At 50.8% G+C, this 21,531-nt stretch carries 17 protein-coding genes and 1 pseudogene; 3 read left to right on the top strand and 15 right to left on the bottom strand.

From position 1 onward, the window contains the following. Positions 1-91 precede the first annotated feature (91 nt). The 6 genes from ACP3TC_RS17950 to ACP3TC_RS17975 form a co-directional block, all read right to left on the bottom strand. The gene (locus ACP3TC_RS17950) at positions 92-283 is read right to left on the bottom strand and encodes a hypothetical protein (protein WP_313855690.1); all 192 of its coding nucleotides are present in this window, start codon (positions 281-283) and stop codon (positions 92-94) included. A gap of 267 nt (positions 284-550) precedes the next feature. Further along, positions 551-4,168, bottom strand: coding sequence for a transporter substrate-binding domain-containing protein (locus ACP3TC_RS17955; RefSeq protein WP_426816956.1), 3,618 nt, complete (start codon positions 4,166-4,168; stop codon positions 551-553). A 2-nt stretch (positions 4,169-4,170) separates the two neighbouring features. Further along, the gene (locus ACP3TC_RS17960; RefSeq protein WP_313855685.1) at positions 4,171-4,797 is read right to left on the bottom strand and encodes a response regulator; all 627 of its coding nucleotides are present in this window, start codon (positions 4,795-4,797) and stop codon (positions 4,171-4,173) included. Next, positions 4,794-6,041 (bottom strand): MASE1 domain-containing protein, encoded by a 1,248-nt coding sequence (locus ACP3TC_RS17965; protein ID WP_426816957.1) that lies wholly within the window; start codon positions 6,039-6,041, stop codon positions 4,794-4,796. Before ACP3TC_RS17965 ends, ACP3TC_RS17960 begins: the two co-directional genes overlap by 4 nt. Before the next feature lie 185 nt (positions 6,042-6,226). After that, the gene (locus ACP3TC_RS17970; protein WP_426816958.1) at positions 6,227-8,113 is read right to left on the bottom strand and encodes a PhoX family protein; all 1,887 of its coding nucleotides are present in this window, start codon (positions 8,111-8,113) and stop codon (positions 6,227-6,229) included. A 165-nt stretch (positions 8,114-8,278) separates the two neighbouring features. After that, positions 8,279-8,575, bottom strand: coding sequence for a hypothetical protein (locus tag ACP3TC_RS17975; RefSeq protein ID WP_313855680.1), 297 nt, complete (start codon positions 8,573-8,575; stop codon positions 8,279-8,281). A 323-nt stretch (positions 8,576-8,898) separates the two neighbouring features. Here ACP3TC_RS17975 and ACP3TC_RS17980 point away from each other — a divergent pair. Next, a pseudogene (locus ACP3TC_RS17980) lies at positions 8,899-9,072 on the top strand (LysR family transcriptional regulator); the annotation flags it as partial. Positions 9,073-9,183: 111 nt separating this feature from the next. Then, complete coding sequence (locus ACP3TC_RS17985; protein ID WP_426818297.1) at positions 9,184-9,804, top strand: LysR substrate-binding domain-containing protein; 621 nt, start codon at positions 9,184-9,186, stop codon at positions 9,802-9,804. Positions 9,805-9,882: 78 nt separating this feature from the next. Here ACP3TC_RS17985 and ACP3TC_RS17990 read toward each other — a convergent pair whose 3' ends face one another. From ACP3TC_RS17990 to ACP3TC_RS18025, 8 genes are all read right to left on the bottom strand, one after another. Next, positions 9,883-10,236 (bottom strand): DUF6277 family protein, encoded by a 354-nt coding sequence (locus tag ACP3TC_RS17990; protein ID WP_313855677.1) that lies wholly within the window; start codon positions 10,234-10,236, stop codon positions 9,883-9,885. 19 nt (positions 10,237-10,255) lie between these two features. After that, positions 10,256-13,711: a type VI secretion system membrane subunit TssM gene (gene tssM, locus ACP3TC_RS17995; protein ID WP_426816959.1), complete on the bottom strand. Its 3,456-nt coding sequence runs from the start codon at positions 13,709-13,711 to the stop codon at positions 10,256-10,258. 13 nt (positions 13,712-13,724) lie between these two features. Further along, on the bottom strand, positions 13,725-15,248 hold the full coding sequence (gene icmH / locus ACP3TC_RS18000; protein WP_426816960.1) for a type IVB secretion system protein IcmH/DotU: 1,524 nt from the start codon (positions 15,246-15,248) through the stop codon (positions 13,725-13,727). Beyond that, entirely contained in the window at positions 15,245-16,600 is a 1,356-nt protein-coding gene (tssK, locus tag ACP3TC_RS18005) for a type VI secretion system baseplate subunit TssK (protein WP_426816961.1), read from the bottom strand. Before tssK ends, icmH begins: the two co-directional genes overlap by 4 nt. Before the next feature lie 79 nt (positions 16,601-16,679). After that, positions 16,680-17,162 carry a type VI secretion system lipoprotein TssJ gene (gene tssJ, locus ACP3TC_RS18010; RefSeq protein WP_426816962.1) on the bottom strand — a complete coding sequence of 161 codons (483 nt, stop codon included), beginning with the start codon at positions 17,160-17,162 and terminating at the stop codon, positions 16,680-16,682. Continuing rightward, a complete protein-coding gene (locus ACP3TC_RS18015; protein WP_426816963.1) occupies positions 17,149-17,475 on the bottom strand; it encodes a PAAR-like domain-containing protein in 327 nt (108 codons plus the stop codon). Before ACP3TC_RS18015 ends, tssJ begins: the two co-directional genes overlap by 14 nt. Before the next feature lie 55 nt (positions 17,476-17,530). Continuing rightward, entirely contained in the window at positions 17,531-18,136 is a 606-nt protein-coding gene (locus tag ACP3TC_RS18020) for a DUF3540 domain-containing protein (protein ID WP_313855668.1), read from the bottom strand. Then, positions 18,129-19,055, bottom strand: coding sequence for a pentapeptide repeat-containing protein (locus ACP3TC_RS18025; RefSeq protein WP_426816964.1), 927 nt, complete (start codon positions 19,053-19,055; stop codon positions 18,129-18,131). The genes ACP3TC_RS18020 and ACP3TC_RS18025 overlap by 8 nt, the downstream gene beginning before the upstream one ends. A 35-nt stretch (positions 19,056-19,090) precedes the next feature. Between ACP3TC_RS18025 and ACP3TC_RS18030 the strand changes: the two genes are divergently transcribed. Next, positions 19,091-19,246, top strand: a complete 156-nt coding sequence (locus ACP3TC_RS18030; protein ID WP_426816965.1) for a hypothetical protein — start codon at positions 19,091-19,093, stop codon at positions 19,244-19,246. A gap of 43 nt (positions 19,247-19,289) precedes the next feature. On the opposite strand, the gene ACP3TC_RS18035 is transcribed toward ACP3TC_RS18030, so the two are convergent. Continuing rightward, entirely contained in the window at positions 19,290-21,524 is a 2,235-nt protein-coding gene (locus ACP3TC_RS18035) for a DUF2169 family type VI secretion system accessory protein (protein ID WP_426816966.1), read from the bottom strand. Between the last annotated feature and the right edge of the window lie 7 nt (positions 21,525-21,531).

Consider the following 21,531-nt stretch of genomic DNA (forward strand, 5'->3'; position numbering starts at 1 on the left):
TTCGCCATCTTCTTCTGCGGATTATCCCAGGTTGAGATTACCGACTGGCTTAGTACCGGGCGGTAATCTCCGATGGCAGCAATTAAATAAATTAATCAGTGCTTTCATCATCAGCAATGGCGGCACCCTCACAATCATGTGCTTTTTCCGCTGGCTTTACCTCAGGATTTTGCGAAACTTCTGCGGCTTCGTCACTCTGATGATCGTGGCCTTCATGGGCAAATGAAGGGACAGAGAACAGCGCTGACATCATCACGGCTAATGCAATAATCTTAGTTTTCATAATTAGTCTCTCGTAAATAAATATAGGTAAACGCATCGTTTAATGCCGGATAAAAATGACTTTAGCTTAATGCTAACTTATTAATAATGAGTCACGCTGCGATCCACAACAAGAAGATAATTCTGGTTGAATTTAAGAAATAACGTAATAAGACTCACTAAACAGAGAGCCAACGCTGGATTATTTAAATAGCAAAATGGTTTCAAAAATGATTTTTAAAAGCAGCCAACTGATTATCAGCTGGCTGCAGAAACAGGTCAAAAAAATTCAACGCGACTCCTCACTATTTATAGATAACAGGCGCTGCTTAATCAGCTGAATCATAATAGCCGTGTATTTCTCCAGAGCCTCTATTGTTTGCCGATCGAAACGCTGAGTTTTCTCAATACGCAAACACACGCGCATTCCCGGATAATAGGGCAGCAAAGCAAAGGCGGCATGCAGACGATGCGCGTAATGAGCCAGCTGCGATACATGGTCACCATCACGGTTTTTTATTATTCCCTCAAGATCCTGCTCCATTCCTTGTAATAAAGAGGTGAGCAACGCTTGCTCCTGCTGAACATCCGCCTGAGCCAGCGCCTGTATTTCAGCAAACGGCTCAGTTGCTACACCCCTGCTGCTTATTTGTTGCCAGACTTGCGTAATACCGTTCAGCAACGTAGTTTGCGAAAGCGGTTTAATCAGCACCTCATCCATTCCGGCTTCGAGACAGCGATCGCGCTCGGTGGCAAAGGCATTCGCTGTACAACCAATAATGGCATAAGGTGGCAACTGATGACGCTGCTGGTGCTGGCGTAAATGGGCCGTCAGCCTGTAACCATCCATTCCCTGCATCTGGCAGTCAGTCAGCACCACGTCGTAATAGTGCTGCTCCACTTCCTGCAAAGCCTCGTCGCCACTGCCCACCAGCTCAACATAATGATCGGAAGTCGCAAATTGCAGCGCCAGCACTTGCAGATTAACCGCTAAATCATCTACCACCAGAATATTTAATGACTCCTCTTCCATCGTAGCGTCAGCCGCTCCCTGCGCAGGCGGGATTAACAGTTGAGTCGCCGCTCTTTTCAGCATCAATTCCACCGTTACCCTGACTCCGCCGCTTTCGCTGCCGCACAGCTGTAAGGTTCCCCCCATCAGCGCGATCAGTTTTGCGGAGATCGGTAAACCCAACCCGGTGCCCGGTACGCCCTGCGCCGTTTCAACTCTGACATAGGGTTGTAATACCGCCTGATACATATCCGGGGGAATGCCACAGCCGCTGTCCTCAATCTCAATCGTTATCCGGTCGCGCGGATCGTTGGCGCGATAGTGGATAGCCGCCCGCAACTGTATTTTTCCATTCGCGGTGAATTTTATTGCGTTGAGCAACAGGTTATTGATGACCTGGCTCAGGCGAATACTGTCCAGCCAGTGCAGCGCGCTCTGCGGTATGCTGACCGCGGTTAACAGCTCCAGCCCTTTATCTTCCGCACTGATGCGAAACGTCGCGGCACAATTTTCCAGTAACTGCGTCAGGCTGGCTGGCTGAAGCGTAATGTCGATATTGCCTGCTTCGATTTTGGAGAAATCCAGCACATCGCCAATAATGCCCTGCAGGGAATCTGCTGCCTGCCAGGCAATATGCAATGGAGCATCGCTCTCCCGCTGCTGTTTTACCGCCAGCTCGAGAATACCAATAATCGCATGCAGCGGCGTGCGGATTTCATGGCTCATCCGCGCCAGAAACTCCGACTTCTCGTGGCTGGCCTGCTCGGCTTTGTCACGTGCCAGGCGAAGTTCACGCGCCAGTGATTTACGCTCGGTCACATCAAACCAGCCGCCCATCACCCCCAGCATAACGCCCTCGGTATTTCGATATCCCTCAAACCACAGATAACCTTCGCGCTCCTCGCCCTGCAAAAACACCCGGCGGTCGGAGAAATGCGGCATTTCGCCGGAAAGACAGCGCAGAAAAATACCGCGGATATCTTGCTCATCGGCCGGTGATAAAAAACGAAGAGAAAACAGATTGCTGCCGACAATGTCCGGTGGCGTTTTTCCCATCACGCGGCAGAACCAGAGGTTTGCTGCCGTCACCGTCATATCTGGCGCGCAGACAAACATCGGCGTCGGCACGTTATTAAATAAGGTCTCCCACCAGGCCAACAGCTCCTGTAAGCGGCGATCGGCTTTTTTGCGCAGTCCGATCTGACGCGCCAGATAGGTTCCCCAGAATACTGAACTGAGCGCAATCACGCACAGTGCTCCACCCCATACGATTATCCACGGCGAAATCATGGTGTTATAAGAAGCCAGATTCGCCACTGAAAACCAATGCATACGCAAAGCACGTATTTCATTCGGTGCCACGACATGCAGGCTTTTATTCGAAATTTCAGTCAGTTGCGGATAAGCCGGCAACACGGCGAATCGTTCTGGTTGAAAGGCATTATCCAGCGGCTGAACGGCGATGCGGCTGCCATAGCGGCTGGACTGCAGATAATTAGCGCTACCGATACTGGCAAAAGTGGCATCCACGGCCCCAGCCAGCATCATATCTACCGCCTCCGGCACGGAAGCCACCTCAACAATCGACAGCGAGGGATAAAGCTGCATTGCCGCCAGCAGCGCATGACCACGCTGGATAGCCACTCGCTTATGAGCCAGTTGCTCCGGAGTAAAGGGGGCGCTGCGCTCGTTACGGGTAATCATCACCCACTCGACGATGCCGTAAGGATCGCTGTATGATAGCCAGCCGCGCCGGTCGGGCGAATCCATCAGTGATGGCGTCATCTGCGCCTTCCCGGCCCGTAGCGCCTGCTCTACGCCCGCCGGCTCGAATGCCGGAATAAAGTTTAGATTCAGGCCACTTTTTTCCGCCACCAGCTGCAAAATATCGACATCCAGGCCGGTTATCTCATCATTTTTATCCAGGAAAGAGTAAGGGGGGATATCAATATCTATCGCCACGTTAATCACCGGATGTTGCTTAATCCAGTCGATCTCCTGCGGCGTAAAAATCGAGGCATCATTGTTAGCGGACTGCGACAGGCCAGAGACCCAGCGCTGATAAATCTCATTTTTAATCGAATGCGGAATATTGGTAAGGATGTCATTTATCACTTCCAACACCCCGTCGCCGCTGCGCCCGACAAAACCGTACAGCAGTTCATCAAGTGCGGGGTCGCGCCGCCAGACCACGCCAGCGACAGGCCGCAGTGCGCTGAACAAGGTAATCTGGCTCTGACCATCAAGATAAGCATCAGCCTGGTCATTGACCACCGACTGAATCGCCAGCGTTGAACTGCGTGCCACTTCCAGGTGGGGATACAGGGTTCGCAGATGCTCAATCACCGTCGGGCTGATATCAGGAGCGGCGAGAATATGCAGGCTGGAAAGTGGCGTAGTCTGATGATTTTTACGCACCATCAGCATCAGTGGCTGCACCAGTAACGGATCGGTTTCATTATCGCGATTCGCCGATTGTAAAAAATCAGACTGGGTCAGCAGTTGAATATCCCCGCGCTGCAACGCCTGATAAGCCTGCTCCCAGCTATTGTACAGCATGGCCTGCACCGGCCTTTTCAGCACCATTTGCAACAGTTGCAGATAATCGGGATAAATGCCTTCCAGTTTGCCGTCCCAGCGCGGCATCTGTAGCGGCGCGGCTGAACAGCAATACATTCCTACTTTCAGCACCGGATACTGCGCCAGCGCGTGGGAACGCGTTTCAGCCAGCGGCAAAAAATCCTGAGTCATATTGGAATAGAGCTCGACCGGACGCCCTTCGATCTGCCCGGGCGCACTGTTATGCGCCGTAAACGGCGGCTCGCTCGCCAGCGTCAGCCCGGACAGCGCCAGCAATAGCCCCAGCCACCACAGACAGCAGACCTTACGCCACATCGTTATTGTCCCAGTCCACACTGGCTGAGATAGAGGTACAGGGCGGCATCATTTTCCAGCCCCAGCTTTCTCATGGCACTCAGCTTTTGCGCGCTGATGGTCTGCTTGGTGCGAAACAGGCGTGCGGCTATCTCATTGACGCTAAGCCCCTGGCCTATCAGCCGTATCACTTCCATCTCCTTCACCGACAGCGCTTTTTCCACCTGAATCAGCGGATCGCTGCGAAACGCGTCGCTCAACCACGGCTGCTCGTCACTCTGCGGACTGTTCAGGCCATCCGCCAGCTCATGTGACAGGCTACTCTTGTTCAGGATGGCTTTTATCCGGTATCCCGCCAGCAGCTCAAGAATCCGCTGGTCGCTTAACATGGTGATCACCACAATGGTCAGATCGGGATATAACTCACGGATCCTGCCGATCATCCGCACACCATCGACCTGATCATCGCCAGGCATATTAAGATCGGTAATCAACATATCGGCCTGGCAGACGCTCAGCTGCTCAAACAGGCTGCTGACATCATGCGCCTCAGCGATCACCGGATATTCCTCTGGCAGTGTGGCCAGCACACCACGCAATCCCAGCAGAAACACCGGATGGTCATCGGCAATAATCACTCGCGTGCTCATATGTCCCCCTCAGGCGGCAATAATACTTGTAGCGGAAAAATCACGCCTTCAAACCAAAATACCTGCCCTTCCTGACAGGCAACCAGCGCCATACTGCTCTGATGAAACTCGCCATATCGATCGGCCAGCCGTATGGGTAACACCTGAGGTGTCGCGGAAGCGCTATTTTTCAGCTGCTCCACCGCCAGCCGATCGTCTGGATGTAACCAGCCAATAAATTGTTGCCAGCTGACCGGCGCATGACCAGACTCCGGCCAGCGGCTTTGGTAAAGCCAGCGCAAATCATCACTGCTGCCCAGCTGAAAACGGTGGTAGCAGCCATGCTGTAACACATTATCCATTAATTGTTCGCGCCAGCGATGCCGTGCCAGCAGCGCAGACTTCTGGCTGACCAGGCTGGCACAAAGGAGCGCCGGTAAACTCAATACGGCGCTGTACCAGGCGGCAACCAACACATCCTCCTGCTGGACAAGCAACATCTGATAAAACGGCCCGTAACCAAACAGTGTTGCGCCAACAGAGATAATCGAGCACAGCGATAAAAAGCCGCTCAGCATCAGCAAATCTCCGCGCATCGCTAATAAAACCGGCAAAGCCAGCGAGAATATCAGCGCCAGATCCTGCCAGCGCAGCGCTTCGTTTAATATGTCAGATGTTCGCCAGAACAGTGCCAGCATTGCCACCAGCATCGACAGCATTATCAGGTAGCCACGGGTATCAATTCTTTCTCTTTTCACCCTGGTAATCAGATAAAAAACAAAAAAGGTCAGAGGTAAGGCGCTGATGACATAACCCACGGTATGAATAACTGAGATCGACTGGTCAATGGGATAATCCAGCAAAAGCAGCGCCCAGGTAGTGACAAAGCGCTCAATAATGCCACTAACAATACACAATATTACCAGCACGATAATGTCACGCTCCCGCACGGGTCGAGCCATCACGCCATAAAAGAATTGCCAGATAAGTGCAGTCACCGTTAACGATAACGCATCAAAAAAGCAGAAAATTAACGACACATTGACCGGGCGGCCATAAAGCTGACTGGCGACCAGATGCACTAAGGCAGAACTCAATAACCAGATCGGCCAGTAACGCGGAGGCAGAGTACAGAGTATGCCGAGCAGCAGACCGGCCGGGAACCAGACCAGTGACGACAAACTCCAGACGTCCCTGGCCTGCAGGCTCATCATAGCCAGAAAAAAATCGCAGCAGATAAATGCCAGCCAGCCGATTAGCATCATTTTTATTTTCATAAGCTTGCGACTCAAACTTTTACCAGACCTGTTTAGAGAATAATCTGTTTTAAACTAATAAGCTCATTTGAAATATTGAAATTGCAGGAGATAACGTGCGGGGAGGTAGCCGTGGGCTTGAAGTGGATGATTTAAATGGGCGGCAATCGCTCCGCCCAACAGAAAAAACAGAATTATGCTCCCAGCACACCACCGTCTTTACGCGTCACCATAATCACCGATGAGCGTGGACGTGGGCTGTTATTCGGGAAAGTTGAATCACCCTCTTCCCCTGGGTGCTGAACGTTAACAAACATCGTTTTGTAATCCGGGGTGAAAGCAATGCCGGTCAGCTCGCAAGATTTCGGTCCAACCATAAAGCGGCGAATCTCACCGCTCGCCGGATCGCCTACCAGCATCTGGTTATTCCCCTGCCCCGCGTAATCACCTTGATTACTGTATTTTCCATCGGTCAGAATCCAAAGGCGTCCATCGCGGTCAAAACCGAGCCCGTCAGGACTGTTAAAGGTGTTCTCTGCCGTAATGTTGGGCGTACCGCGATTCACCCCCTGTGGATGAGCAATCGGATTTCCGCACAGCACAAACATATCCCAGTCAAACTGACGCGCAGTGGCATCGCCGTTTTCATCCCAGCGAATGATTTGACCATAAACATTTTTTGGCCGCGGGTTTGCCGGATTGACCGGCATCCCTTCATCGCCACGCTTACTGTTGTTGGTGAGAGTGCAGTAGGCACGGCCATCATGCGGGTTAACCGCAATCCATTCCGGGCGGTCCATCCGCGTCGCATTGACCCGGTCTGCCGCGCCGCGCGCATTAATCAGCACATCGGCCTGGCTTTGAAAACCATTTTCTGCCGTCAGCCCCTGTTTACCGTGGGTCAGCTCCAGCCAGCGGCCACTGCCTTTCAACGGCGTGCCCTGCGCATCACCATTAAATTCCGCAACGTACAAGGTGCCGTTATCCAGCAGCGTGCTATTCGCTGTCGGATTGGCGCTGTCGACCACGCCGTCAGAGACAAATTTATAGATATATTCGCCGCGCTCGTCGTCACCCATATACACCACCAGGTGGCCGTTCTTCGCTACCGTAACGGCAGCATTTTCATGCTTAAAGCGTCCCAGCGCGGTTCGCTTGATCGGCGTCGAGGTGGGATCGAGCGGATCGATCTCAACGATCCAGCCATGGCGATTAAATTCGTTGGGATTTTTCGCCATATCAAAACGCGCATCGAAGTCTGCCCAATTACGCTCTGCTTCATTCGGATTCAGCGTGTAACGCTTCTGCGCCGGGGTAACCTGATAGTCACTTTTACTGGTGCCGAAGTAAGTATCGAAGTTCTCTTCGCAGGTCAGATAGGTTCCCCACGGGGTTTTACCGTTGGCACAGTTACCAAACGTACCAAGTACGCGGGTGCCGCTGGGATCGGCAACAGTTTGCAGCGCTTTGTCACCGGCTGCCGGGCCGGAGAAAACCATCGGGGTATTCGCGGTAATACGGCGGTTATAGCGTGACGGGCGCACCACCTGCCAGCGGTTGTCTGCACCGCGTTGAATTTCAACAATCGAGATGCCGTGCGCCGCCTGAGATTTACGGACATCTTCTTCACTGATTGCCTTGCTGCCACCGTGAGCAAACAAGTATTGCTCATTAACATACTCATTATTAATGGCCAGCACACCACGATTTTCATCTACCGGAAAAAAGCTCATACCGTCATTATTATCGCCAAACTGCTTTTCCTGATCGCTGGCGCTATTTTTACCATTCGGATCAAATGCCGCAGCGCCGTTTACCAGCGGATCTCCCCAGGAGATCAATACCTCAGCCTGATAGCCATCGGCAGTCACGATCTTATCGGCAGTTGAAGCAGCGATACCTTTAAAGCCTAATAACTGGCTGCCTGCCGGTTCTCCTTTGGCAAGTGCGTCCGCAGGGAGGCTCCAGACACCACCAGCCAGAAAGCCGGTCAGGCCGATAGCACTAGTGCCCGCCAGCAATTTGCGACGTGCAGGGTCTTTCAAACGATCGACATTTAACTCTTTGATTTTATCGCTCATAACCGTTACTTCCTGTTATTTTTTTCCCAGAGATAACGCATGTTAAAGCGCGAAGATGTCAGTAATGTTTCAGCGGCAACGGCGGCAGGGGGTTCTGGCTTTCAGAGAAATGATCTTCGCTACAGCCTATTAAAACAATATAACTATCAAAGAGTATATTAACGATTATTCGTTATTCTCAATTCGCGATATTGCCTGCCCGCTATAGGCCATTGCCGCAGTCAGGCACTGTATGGCGTTATTATAAGCCGCGCTTTCAGAAGTCAGAGCAAGCGAGTTTTTATCTTCAGCATGAGTAATATCATGAATGGTAAATATATGACTTCCTTCAACACTGAGACCTGAATTGGTCGAAATACTGCACACCACGCGAAAAATTATCGCGCCATTACTATTATCGCGCATAATTTCATTCCACTGATAGTGGACTGTCTTAATTATCGATTCAGAAATATTTTTCATGCTTACCACTTCCATTGGCATACTGAATTTAGTACATTTTAGCTGAAGAGGACATCTTTGAGACAATGAACGCTGGTTAAACACATTTTAACCACGTAGAGAAACGGATAATCCATGTGTATGCGCTGAAAATTTGGTAAATTAATAAAAATAATAGCATTTATATTTAAGTTTCAGCCAGCGCGGTTTCAGCATTAAATACCCCTGAAAGCGTGTAAAATTACGTCCTTAATCATAATAATGATAAAAAGCCTTTTCCTCCAGTATGTACCAAAGGATTACATTCAAAAATTTTATGTATCAACATAAGGATTTGATTTGATATGCCACGCACAGATTTGAATTTGTTAATTGTTCTGGATGCTTTACTGGAGGAGTGCAGCGTCAGTAAAGCAGCAAATAAATTAAATGTCACTCCTCCTGCGATAAGTAAGTCACTGAATAAATTAAGAGAGGCTTTTCAGGACCAAATTCTGGTTCGCTCTGGCTCCTTGTTAATGCTTACGCCCTTAGCCATTGAATTAAAACCACAAATTCATAATCTGATAAAAAATATTGATGCCGTACTCAATCATAACCTCTCGTTTGATGCTGGAAGCTCATCCTTGATGTTCAATATCGTCTCGAACGATTTACTTATCTCACTATTAAATTCTGGATTTCTCGAAGAGATGCAGGATAAAGAACCGAATGTAGTGCTGGATTTCTCCTACGACCACGGTGCCGCTGATTTCTTACGGAAAGATAATATTGATCTCTACATCGGGGAGTCACGTAAGCTCAGCCCGGAGATCAAAATTCGTACCATTCACCGGGATAAATGCATCATTGTTGCCAATAAAAATCATGAAATCCTCGGGCTGAATAAAACCCTTGAAAACATAGCCAGTTTTGGATTTATCAGCACGCGCAGTAAACTGAATGATGACGTAGACAACTTATTCACGCTACAAGGCTTTCAGCGTAAAATTGTTGGTATCAATCCCAGCTACTTTTCGACGATCGAAACGGTAATGCGTACCAGTTCACTGGCGGTAGTGCCATTATTCTTTCTCAGTGCGCTGGAGAGTTTTAACATCGATGTGATTGCTTTCGAACCACAAATAACACTACCCGAGGTGAATATCATTCAGGCGTGGCATCCCAGACATGACAACTCACCGCCGCATAAGTGGCTACGTGATAATACGAAAGATTTTCTGCGGAAAAAAGTCAGCGCAGGCGTGTAAAGAAAATGGCAGCCACCTTCACCGGCATCTGAGCTTATCAGATTAACCAGCTCCTCTGAGCTGGTTAATCATCTGATGTTATTTCTTTTGCAAGCTGGAGAAGAAATCCATCGCCCCCTGCGGGAAACTCATTTGTGGTGCTGCTGGATCAGACTGCTTGCCTTCATTATTGTTTTCAGCCGTTTGCTGCGCCGCACTCTGCTGTTGCATATCAGCATTCTGTTGGAAGTTCTGCATAATGCCGCTCATATCAGCCGTGGCTTTACCATTGATATCGGTCATAAGCGCCATCATTTTTTCCATTTCCGCACTGCCGTTTAAATTCATACCCGAAACACCGGACATAAAATTTTGTGACAGGGAACTTTGTGTGGTTTGCGCCATGCTGTTTAAATCAGTCAGCATTGCCAGTAATTTATTAGGATCTAGCATAGGAACTCCATTATTTGCATTAACCAGGACATGAGAACTGGCTCAACGCCCGGGACCAGAGAGGAAAATCATTTATTGTCGAACGTAATTCCATTTTGAAAAATCCGCTGATCGAGGCAATACCCATGGTCAGTTCACGGCGGTCGCGATCAATTTGCAGTGGATTACTTTTGTCATACAGGTGGAACAGTGCCCATGGCCCGTTAAAACTGACTGATTCAATTTTGCCGTTCATATCTTTGAAAGAGAGGCGAACATAAGCGCCACCATTCTTACCGGGCCACTGCACGGCGACCGGCTGAATGCTGCCGTGGCTATAACGAATCACCTCGCCATCAATATCCAGCACTGCTTCCATAATATTCGGTGACAGCGACAGAGGACGCAGATACAGCGAGAAAGAGACTTTATCGCCACCGTTAAAGAAGGTATCGCCGATCAGCATCGCGCTTTCAAACGCCTTCAATGTGCTGGCACTCAGCAGGCCGCGACTTCCCTCGCGGATACGTAACTTACCGGCGGTGTTATCAACATAAGGCGCAAGATGCTGATCAAAGTAGCGTTTCATTGAACCCGCTGGACCGAACATTCGCGCAAAATCACCAATGCCAACTTCATCCCGCGCCCGGCGATTAAATGGATAGCGTCCGGACAGCACGTTTTTACACACATCGGTGGCAAAGATTGCCGCACTGTTATTTAAGTTGTTACGGCTCTGCTGCAAACTCTGATGATTACCGACTTCCAGCAGATCCAGCATGATGCTGCGCACCGGTTCCGGTTGCTGTGCCGCGGCAATGCGCAGCCGACTGATCGCTGAGTTCTGCGGCATCACTTCGCCCGCACGCAGCGACACCGCCAGTGAAGAGAGCTGGTTATACAGCTCTTCAAAACCGCGTGCTAAGGGATCGTTATTGCCACCGGGCTGCATCAGCTGAGCACCGAGACGCCGTACCACTTCAAAGCGTTGCTCCAGTGACTTTTCCGGAGTAATGCGAAAACGCGAGCGTTCACCGGAAATTTCACCGACGATATCGCGGCGGGCATTTTCCAGCTCCATACGCCGCTTGCTCATCCAGCCAGAAACATCGTTACCGTCGGTTTGGCTCAGTCCTGTTTGTCGGGTGACAAAACGCAGTAAATTGGCCAGCGGCGAAGAAGGATCGCTAAATTGCCGTGCCAGCAGTGCCGCATCATCGAGATTACTGACCGGGCGTACGTGCACATCCTTCAGGAACGACTCCCAGCTATCGGCATACTCCAGCAGATAGAGTTTACGCACTTCATCACTGAGTTTTTGACCGTAGTCCAGCGCTCTGGCTTTATCGACGTTGCCGTCACTGTCGCGCAATACCCATGCCTCTTCACGAATCATTGAGGTCACCGCGCTATTAAGCTGAGGCTTAAACACATCATGGTAGCTGGCGAGGGTGTAGAACGCCGGCACGGCCATATCGGTTACCGTCGCCTGCCCTTTACGCCGCAGCATCAGGGAAACATTGGCACCGGCTGCGCTCGCTAATGAGACGTTTTCGATGTTAGACGGCACCTTAATTTTCAAATCCTGTAGCACGCGCACATGAACAGGAATCGCCATGGCCTTAACCCGTGCCATGCGAATCAGTTCAGGATTCAGTTTGGTGACCGGAGCCTCGGATTGCAGGCTCTCTTTAAAGATAGTGCGCAAATGCAGGCCAAATAACCGCTTGTCGGCATCCGAATAGCCCTGTGGAGCAAAGCGACTCCAGCGGGCTAAAAACCAGTTTTCTAATTCTGTTGCTGAGCGATGCTCAGGTTTCCCCATCATCAGATAGATTTTTAGCGTGTTATAAACGTCAGCGTCACTCGATGAAATATCCCTTTCCATCTCTTCAGAGACGTAACGCTCCAGCGCGGGCCAGAAAAACTTAAACAGATGACGATGGTAAGTCTGCTCAGCCTGTTGGTTGATCAACCGATGCTCAAAGTAGGGATTGACCATCAGTGATGCACTGTTGGATAACTGTGCATTCATATACCCCAGCTGTTCGTAGGCAGAAATCAGATCGTCACTGATGCGATTGGTCGCCGGGATTTCGCGCACCATTCTTTTGGTCTCATCAAAGCTGGCACTCATATAAGCTATATACTCTTCCTCCCATAAATAGCGGGTCACCAGCATATTGACGGCAAACGCCAACAGCAGAAACACCAGCGAATAGCGCAAAGTACGGCCGATGCGCGCGCGCAGAGGTAACGCCCGGGAATTAAGCGTGCCGCGCTCGACAATGGCATTGTCCAGCATTGGCGAATAGATCTGGCCGGTTGGACGCGGCTCCACCTCAGTCAGTGGTGAGTCACCCAGCTGCAATACCTGGGTGCTGCCCAACCAAATCTGACGCACCTGCGCCGAGTAGCCTACCGGCGATTGTGGGACGATTTGCTCGAGAAGATTGAATAATGGTTTGCGCAGATTGCCGAGTGACTCGGTAAAGAACAGCAGCTGCTGGCGTAATTCGTTGCTGTGGGTGGAATGCAGCATCTCCTGCACGTAGCGACTCACCCGCGCCAGCAGATAACTGTACTCCGCATCACTCTGCGGGAAATCCAGCTTGCCAGCACTGTCTGACACAATGGTAAAGCCGATACCCTGTGCGAGAATCTCTTCGCTCATCATCGATAAAAATGCGCTGCCGCCCGATAACGAATCGAGATTATTGACCGCCAGGTAAACGGCGATATCGTTGCGAAAATAAGACGCCACCTCCAGCATGCGGGCGCGCAGCGCATCAGCCAGCGACTTGCGCTCGGTTAACGAGGCATGTAACAGCCAGTGAGCATCAAGACACAGCACAATCGCGTCGATGCCGGGATGCTGGCGATAACGACGAATCAGCGAGAATAGCCGTCCCTGCGCTTTGCTGGCCTCATCACTCAGGCCGTGAAGCTGAGTCCACTCGCCAGCGGTATCAATGTATACCGCCTTATCCGTCAGCCACAGATTGCAGTCGCGGGTTGGGCCAATATCGGCGGTCTGCGTGAAGCCATATTGTTCCGATAATAAAAAGCGTTTGCCGCTCTCATTAACCAGTGAGGTTTTACCACTACCCGACGGGCCGATAATTAAAAACCAGGGTTTTTCATTCAGATAATCATTTCTTAACCGATAACGTAAACGCTGCCACAGCGTTTTTTGCCCGGCGATACCAATATATTTCAGCGTGCGAATAGCATCAAAAAAACGTGCTGATACCCGGTCGCGCTGGCGGGATTTTTTATTACTGATTTTCGGTGCGCGGAAGTGCCGAAACAGATACCCCAGCGCTGAAGCCACCAGAGGCCACAGCGCCCAGGTTAAAATCAGCGCGATAATAATTCCACGCACCAGCACCGACACCATAGGATAAAAAGTGCCTATCGCAATCAGCGGCCCCACCCACCAAACCAGCAGGCTTAAAACGATGGCGACAAATATCACCAGTGTTCTACGAATCATAATATCATTCCACTTAACGGGCAGACGTTGCTGTCGAGTTTTTATTGTTTAATAAACCAGGAGTCTGCTCACTGAGATGACTTTCAGTCATTTTGTTTTTTATTTCGCTGCGCTCTCCCACTTTCCAAAGAATATCAACACGCCGATTCTTACGGCGCCCCTCGTCAGTACTGTTATCAGCCAGCGGCTCGGTGTCACCTTTACCCACGGCCAAAATATTTCGCTGATATTTACTGTTCACCAGGGTACCTTCTTCCAGCTTATCCGCCACCATGCTGGCGCGCTCCTGCGACAGCCGCATATTAGGATCGCCAGAAGTGTTATTGCGGAATGGCTGGGCGTCGGTATGACCAATCACCTCGAGATCGCCCGGCCAGCCGGCCAGTGCTTCCCCCAGACGCTCAATATTACGTTTTTTGACGAACTCCGCTGACAGCACTGATTTGCCGGTACTGAATGCACCATCAGAAGTAAACAGCAATAACCAACCGCGCGGGTCTTCGCGTACCTGCAGCCAGCCTTCATTTAAAATTTGCGGCAAGGGCTGCGGCAGGGTTTCCATAATATTAATTTTACGCGGCACCGGCGGTTCCCATACCATAATGGCATTGCGAATCTCGCGTGATTTATCATGCAGAAATAGCGATACTCCGCCATAGGCAATCAGGCATAATATTAACCCATAGCTCAGTACTTTCAGCGGCGTTAATAACGTCAGTGAGCCGGTAACCACATTGGTCTTTACCCTGCTCAGCGATTGAGTAAACCCTTTTTCATACAGTGTCGAGTTAAGACGAATAAAGAGATCCGTTAATAAGACATCTCCTCTTTCGAGTACGTGATATTTGCCTTTAAACCCCATCGATAAGATCAAATGATAAAGTCCGAGAATATTGCGAAACTGATGCGGGTTCTGCATATAGTGTTCAAGATCGTCGAAACATTTTTCACCTCCCCAGGAGTCGCGATGAAGCTCAATCAGCAAATTCATCGCCGTCAGGCCATATTCCCGCAGCTCAGCAAACATCCCGTCCAGATAAGTGCAGAGCAGATAGGACATGCGGCGCACATCTTCGGGCAGCGTCTGTTGCTTCAGCAGCGTCTGGCTAAAGTGCTGTAGCTCTCTGACCATCTGGGCGCGAATCAGCAGGTTATCAATGCCTTGCTGTCCGCGGATGCGCTCCATCATTAACAGGGCAGGCATCGCTGCGGCAACACAGGGATTGGCCCAGTTGCCGGCAATACTGCCCGGCCGGGTCAGTGCGGCCGACTTAACCACCTTACGCGCAGGTGCCGAAAAATAACTTTCGCCGCCAGTCGTAACCGCTCCCGAATGGAAGGGCGGCGCTTCTTCGGTGGAACGGGTAAACCCTTCCCCACGGCCATCTTCCGCGTCGTGGCGTGCTGTGGCGGCAAAGGCAGCCATGGTGCCCACCGAAGCCTGAACCACCGGCGAATTCAGCAAGCCATTTATCTGATTCAGCCCGTTGCGTGAGGAGGACATGGCATCACGGATTTTTTGTTCAAACTCGTTCATCTCCCTCTCCCCGGCCTCAGCCCCCAGACATCAAAGCGCAATGCTGGAAAATCACCGACGACGCTGAAAGCAATAGCCGCACCGGCCATCATCTCTTTATACAGCGCGTCAGAGGGATCCACTTCAAAATAGACGCTGTCGGGATAGTAGGGAATATGACGCGGTGGCGCTCCCAGCGCCGCAAGGCGCACGCCCGGCAGCTGCAAATCAATTAACTTGATGATTTTCTCAACCGGCCCCAGCTTGATTTGTGCCGGGAAATCACGGCGCAGCACTTCTGCCGGAATATCGGCACTCACCGCGAAGATCAGGCGTTCCAGCCGCAGCTGTCCATCGTTTTGACATAAATAAAGATTATCGCCGCTACTTTTAAACGGCATGGCGACTGCCGGAGATTCAATGACCAACGAGAGCGCACGACGCAGCGCCGCAAACAGCTGGAAGTAGCCAATGTCCGGACGTTCATGGCTATAGTGCAGATCGTTGCGCTCGCGGATCGCTTCACTGCCCGGAATAATGCACAGTCGGCCCAGCAGCCCCAGCAGCAGCTGATACAGCTCTTCAGGGTGCACGCGCGGACGGCGCAATAAATGCGTCAGCACCAGATGATACTCGCCAAGCAGCTGCACCAGCATCAGTTCCAGCACTTCCGACATCCCGCCGCCCGCGTAGTGGGCATCCGGCAGGCGTACGCTATTCAGGCGAAGCGAGATCAGCCCCTGCAATTCAGAAACGGCACTGTTAAGCCAGCCGGTGGCGCGAAAATCCAGCATCGGTGGCAGAATTTTACTGTTTAACACCAGACTGCCTTCGGCGCTTCGTTCGCCAATCATCGCCAGCGGCAACATTGATTCATTGGCGCTGAGATTGTCCCGCAGGCTCAGGCGCGTCTGCAACTGCCCCAACTGCAACATAGCATTTCGCGGATTACCTTCGGCCTGCTGGAATACATTACGATCCTGAATTTCGCTATCAATGGCACGATAGCGGCTGCCCGCGTTACCGCGCGTTAAATCAATCCATGGATTACCCGGCATATCGGATAACACCGACAGACAGACCATTTTATTTTGACAACTGTCGTTCAATTCCAGCGGCAATGGCAAAGGGTCCTGTGCTGGCATATCAAAAACAGTGCCGTCAGGAAAAATGCCTTTTGCCCGCTTAATCGCCAGCTTGCCTTGTTCAAGCAGCCCCTCGTCGATCTCCAGCTCACAAATACCCCAGGTATAAGCGCCAAAGCTTCGCGCCTGAGCATAAATTAAGTTTTCTAAATAACGCTCTTGCTGCTGGAAATGCTGTGGTTCCATTAGCATTCCTTCAACCCAAGCAACACGCTGTGTGGGCAACATATCAACATTCCATATTGATACCCTTAATATTTCATGTTGCAGGCACATTAGCTCCGCCCTGAAATGCAGGATATTTATTTTATAAAAAAGTTAGCGCGGTATATTCAGCAACCACGTCTATTTTAAAATCCCCGTCAGGGGGGATGATTTTTTCGATAAGAGAATACTCACCGATTCCTCGTTGAAATTCAGCCCCGACTAATATCCACCGGCTGCCGCTATCGTAATCATGGCTTATCGTTCTGTAGGTTTTTTTCTGCCCCGGCGCCAGAATATACTGCTCGAAATTGACCACATCTGCCGAAGCACTCAATCCTTCACAAATTCTTCCTTCATAGAGCTGTTGTGGCAACCATCCCGCCCTGCGCGTTTCAATAATGCAGATTTTTACCGGCTGTGAATTATTCGCCATGTCGGGATTCACTTGCTTTGCGACAGACAGGCTGACTTCGATACTCCGCACTTCCTGCTCAGTTGCGCGATCAAAAAAATGACTACAGCCGGTATTGATCATTACCGCCAGAAAAATAAAACTAAACTTCTTCATATTAGCGATTAACATGAACGGTATATTGACCAGGCGCAGACTGAACACAAGCGGTATTGCCAGAATTAGTGACACCAGCGCAACCCAGATAGGTTACGCCATTACCTTTTACAATCAGTACGCTTGACGACATCATATGCGATCCTTTACCCGAGTGAGTAGAGGAACAAATACCGATCCCCGCCCCTTTGGTCGCGCTATGATAAAACTGCGTGGATAAAGTCTGAACATATCCGCCACAAATCAGCACATTGGGCACGTTAACGCCGCCACTGCTGTTCGGTAAGGTATTTTCAGCCACAACAATAATTAACCCTGACTTCAGCACATCACTTCCTGATGTACTGAGCCCTCCAGCACTGATATTGACTGATGGCATTTCCTTACCCCATATGGATCTGGCTACCCTCGACCTTCACCACGGCAGAGCCGTTTATCGAAGTCATGCGTCCTTTTACTGTCATCATTTCTTCAGCGTGGTGAGTGATATTTTCCGCTTCAATACTTTCGTTATATTTAATCTTACGGTGAGCATCATCCGCCTGCACAAACCACCGTTTAGTCATTTGCTCCATACGTTCGGCGACCCAGCGTGAGGTCCGTGATAGCAGTGAGATACTTTCCGCTTGCAGCACTATTTTTTTGCCGCCGTTTAAGATCAGCTGAGGCGCAATAATGTGTAAAGCATGCTCGCCGCTGTTTAATATCCACTCGCCTGCCTGCCGCCGCACCAAAATATCGGTGATATATAATCTTTTTTGATCGAGAGTGGCTCTGACACGGTCGCCTTCCAGCGGTTTCAGTAAACAACTGGCCGCAACCTGCAATTCATAGTTTGACCAGGCAGCCAGATACAGCTTGCCCTGATTATCAGTTTTAATTTCAGCAACCACCTGAGTACCAGAAGGAAGCGCACAAAAGGCCGGTGGCTCATCTCTGAACGGCAAAGGATTTCTTAATGGCGCACCTGCGGATAATCTTCTAGACATTGCGGCTTCCTCCCGGTAACACTTGCGAAGACAACGGTGAATCTGACGGAATCCCCGGCTGGTAATACTGATACCAGGCATCGACAGTGGTCAGTACCGGCTCTTCTTTAACGACAGTCTGCTCGGCTGGCCCGAGCGTTGCCCCATGCAAACGAACGCCGGCCGTTTGCGCTGCCTCGTGTAACGGCGTGGTCGATACATCCGCCGCGCGCAAATCGGCCTGAGAAAGATCGCAGCCCGATACACGACAGTGCTGCAGGCTACACCCCGCCATTTGTGCAGTTGCCATGGTGGCCCCGACGAAATTACAGCGAACAAACTGCGCGTTATCCGCCATGCACGCCGTCAAATTGGCTCCAGACAGCTGGCAATCGCTTAACTGTGAACGGGTAAATACGCCGTGGGCCAAATTACTGCCACAGAGATCGCAATGCGTCAGGCGCGAACGATAAAAACTGCTGCCCGGCAGGCTAAGCCCACTCAGCACGACCTGGTTTAACTCACACTGGTTCCAGACTGCGTGTCCACCGCTGATATCCTGCCATACCACATCCTCAAGCTCGCACTGGCTCATCGCTAAGCGATGAATTTCAACCTGCTGCCATCGCCCCTGCTCAATTCGGCTGGCGAACCAGCTTGCGTCCTTAAATTTACCGCCGGAGACAGTAAAATCCGTAGCGGGTAATGAGAGCGCCACCCAATTAGCCAGCTGTACATCGCTGATTCTCATCTGGGCGATCTGCGTTTTTTCCAGCACCATGCCCTCGATTAAGCATCGCTGCCAGTGAGAGGCGCGTAATTCTCCCTGCTGAAAACGTAAGTTCTTTGCCAGACAATCCTGCATAATAAACTGATTAATATTACAATTAATAAAAGTCAGTTCATCGATATTAGAGGCGATAACCTTAACGTTGTCCATTACACAACGCTCAAAATATAGTTTCCTGAAATTACATGCTTCAATGGTTGCATTTGAAAAATCACATTCAATATAACGGCAATCTGCTTTATCAACTGCCTGAATTCGGCGATGCCGGTAATCCTTTTTTTCGTTCTGTTCCGCTGCTGGCGGAATATCGAACTGGCTCATCTCAAAAGACGCTTTACTGACCATTCTGCTTAATGCGCTTTGCTGCTTGCTCTCAGACACGGTTTATCCCTTCCCTTCCACAGCCTGATAAAGTGGATACCAGGTCACCTCACTCAGTAAACATTCTGAAAAAGGCTCCCCCACATCGCGAATGACCATCGACAGATTCGCGGCCACCAGGTTACAGCGATAAAAAACCGTATTTCTGATATCGGCATGGTAAAGCATCGCCTGCTGCAGGCTGCATCGATCCCATCGGGCATGTTGCATCATGGCGTCCTTCAGGCCTACGCCGGTCATATCGCATAAAATAAACTGCGCATTAGCCAGTTGGGCACTCTCAAAACTGGTTTCCCTCACCACGCAACGGGTAAACTCACTGCCTTCCAGCGTCACGCCACGCAGCCCGACCTGATTCAGCACCGAGTGTTCGAATTTCGCCTCCGGCAGCCAGCAATCCTGCTGGATGGTGGTGCTGTCAATTTTGCACTGCGTAAAAGACAGCCCACGGCAGTCGCTGTCGAGAATCGATCCGCTATCCAGTTGGCTGTTGATAAAATATGCCTGCCGCAGCTGGCAGCGATTAAAGATCGACGCGGTGATCATCCCGTCCTGTTGCTTGATCAGGGAAAGATCGGTCTCAGCAAAAGTGCAGTGATCCCAGAGGCTATGGGTCAGCACGGCACCTTCCAGACTGACTTTTTCAAACTGGCAGCTTTTCCATTGACTGCTATGACTGACTAAGCCGATGGCCCGCAGTCGGCTGAAACTGGTCTGCTCAAGCTGAACATTATTAAAGCTCCCCTGCGAGAATTGTCCGTCGGTAAAGCGACATTTATTCAGCGTGACATGCTTAAATGTCACCGAGGAAAAGGTGCAATTCTCAAACTGACAGTATTCAAAAATACACTTATCCAGCACCATCTCAGAGAAGGAGCAGTCGACAAACTGGCATTGCTGAAAGCGCATATTGGCCGGATTTAGTTGCTCTACCGACTGACAGGTAAAAATCTCTCCCTCAGTCCAGTGGCTACCGCTACCGGACAGCAGCTGGTTCAGGCTCTTCTGATTCACCTGGGGAAAGACCTCCCACTGAATTTTTTCCAGCGCCGGCTCCTGTTTTAGCGCCATCCGCTGCTGATGCTGATTGAGTTTCTGACGGATATCGAGAAAGTAGGCCAGATAATCCTCCCGTGGCCCGGCACGATAACGCAGTGAGTCAGGATTGTGCTGACGGGCATTAATCACGTTCATACCCATTCCTTTCGGCATCAAATCGGGATCGTAGAGAAATTCGAAATCACTGCCATCCTTTGCCAGCCGTCTGTCGAGCACATCGCGAAAGTGGTGGTCGTCACGCGGATTATCGACAGCATCTAAGCCAATGACCATGGTCGCTACAGGCTCCTGCATTAAGTAATCCAGTGGAATGGCCGCGGTAAATATCAGCAATCCCAAATCGCTGTCCGGTAACAGCCACAGGGTTTTACGCGCCATATTTAAGGGGATCAGGCGAGCCTCCGCCTGTTTCAGGCTGTAAAACACCCGGGCGCGCACGCGAGGGAAATGTCCCTGAATCTGCATACCGTCAGCACGAAAACCCTTCAGTTCAAACGGTACATCGTCCGGCCACTCCGTCTGATGATAACGTTGCGCTGGAGCCGCCAGCTGAAAATATTGTCGGTCAAGTTGCGGCGGATAGCCGGGAAATAGGGTCTTAAGGTAGCCTTCTCCAACCATTTCCCCCGCCACGCGATCGAGATAACGTTTACGCTGCAGGAAATGCTGCGGCAGCGGACCCGGCGCGGCCAGCGGTGAATTCACCTGTGGTAGATCGTCTGCACCCAGCGTCATTAAACGTGGGGAGAGACCATCCTGAAACCCTCGTCCGGTCGGATTTTCCGCATATCCTTCGCCGCCATAACTGTGCTGATGATCCAGCGCCATCTGCGTAAAAGGGGCGATCTGCATTGCGGACAGCTTCGCTTCTCCCTGTACGCGCCAGCGCCGCTGCAATTCGCCGACCGACACGCTGATATTCAGTGATGTCACCGGTTTAGCCGTAGCGGCATGCCCCGCCAGCAAATACTCAGCAAACGGCTTTGGCTCAGCTAAATCCATGATTCGATTAGCCAGCGGTGCTTTTTCCCAACCCGCCCAAATTTCCGCCTCATTGGCAAAATGCTGTGGTTTTGATAAATAGACTCCCGCCACCACACTGACACCCAGATAACTCTGCTGAGCAAGCTGGTATCGTCCATTAAGAAAAATAAGTTGTTGAGGTTTTACAATCCGCATTTTTATT

The organism is Winslowiella sp. 2C04, from assembly GCF_050037805.1.
In the GTDB taxonomy this organism is placed as follows: Bacteria; Pseudomonadota; Gammaproteobacteria; order Enterobacterales; family Enterobacteriaceae; genus Erwinia; species Erwinia toletana_A.